The organism is Dysgonomonas sp. 521, assembly GCF_010501055.1.
Taxonomy (GTDB): Bacteria; Bacteroidota; Bacteroidia; order Bacteroidales; family Dysgonomonadaceae; genus Dysgonomonas.
This window is the reverse complement of record NZ_QVMO01000226.1, coordinates 1-1,037: the sequence shown is the minus strand read 5'-3', so window position 1 is coordinate 1,037 and position 1,037 is coordinate 1. Positions and strand designations below refer to the sequence as shown.

1 protein-coding gene is annotated in these 1,037 nt (G+C 45.7%); it reads right to left on the bottom strand.

Annotated elements, in window-relative coordinates; translation table 11 throughout:
- Nucleotides 1–245: 245 nt before the first annotated feature.
- On the bottom strand, nucleotides 246–1,037 hold a 792-nt coding region (locus D0T84_RS22300), incomplete at its 5' end, for an RteC domain-containing protein (protein WP_163310111.1).

Sequence of the window (1,037 nt, the reverse complement as noted above, 5' to 3'; positions counted from 1 at the left end):
AAAAGCGCGGATTGCCCTGCTTCCCCTTACGAAAGGCACTGGTATGCCCGGATAAAAGAAAAAGCTGCAACCCACGCCCATAATTACGGTGCGTGAATTCCAACCCTTCGATCTTCTTTATCCAAATAAATTACCAGTTTTTTCGTAAAAGAAATAGAGTGGATTCAGTATGTATAATCAGGTATTCCCCTTTATGGAAATTACCTTTCTGTTATTGATATTCTTCTTAATTTCCCATAAGCCGGTTATTTTAAGTTGTCATCCCGTTCTTCGTCCAGGTAATCCAAAAGAGCTTTCTTTAGCTTATCCAGAAATTGTGTCGGATTACTTCTGTTTTTCATATCATGGAGCGCACGCGAGAAATTACTCAAGTCTATATTGAAGGCTTTTTCGATACGCCTGCGGTACTCCATTTGTGTAATCTTCCCGCCGTTGAAGGCTTCCACCAGAAATAAAGGAAAGGCAACCTCCGTCAGGTCGGTCTTGGAAATAGTCCAAAACAGTCCTGCTTTCCCCAGCCCGCTAACCCCGGCATCTTCATCGATACGGTCTATTTCGGCAATCAGCCGGGCTTCGAGCATATCGTAAGCCAGTATCCGGCTAACCAGCCGGTCGCCGCCACTCGAAAACTCAGGGTCTTTGTCAAAGCAGAAGTCGGGAGCCGACTGAATCCCGGATATACCCCGCAGGAAATAATAACAGTCAAAATGCCTGCTTCCCGAACGGTAATACCTGTAAAACTCACGGTGGCGGGAGAAAAACAGACGGATGGCTTCCAGTTCGCCTTCGAGGTATGCCCGTTGAGCTGCCCTTCCTCCCTGCGGGCAATTTACCCCGATGTCATACACCTTGCGGTAATAAAGCAGCTGGCAAGATAAGGAGGGTTTCAGTTCTTTAAAGAAGGTGATTTCCTCCTCTTGGTTTGTAAAAGAGTACTCGCATATAAATACTTTGAGCCTGTCCAAAGTATCTTCCAGTAAGAGGATTGCTTCGCGTGATTTCTCAATGATGCTGCTGCCAGTACCATTTTCAATACA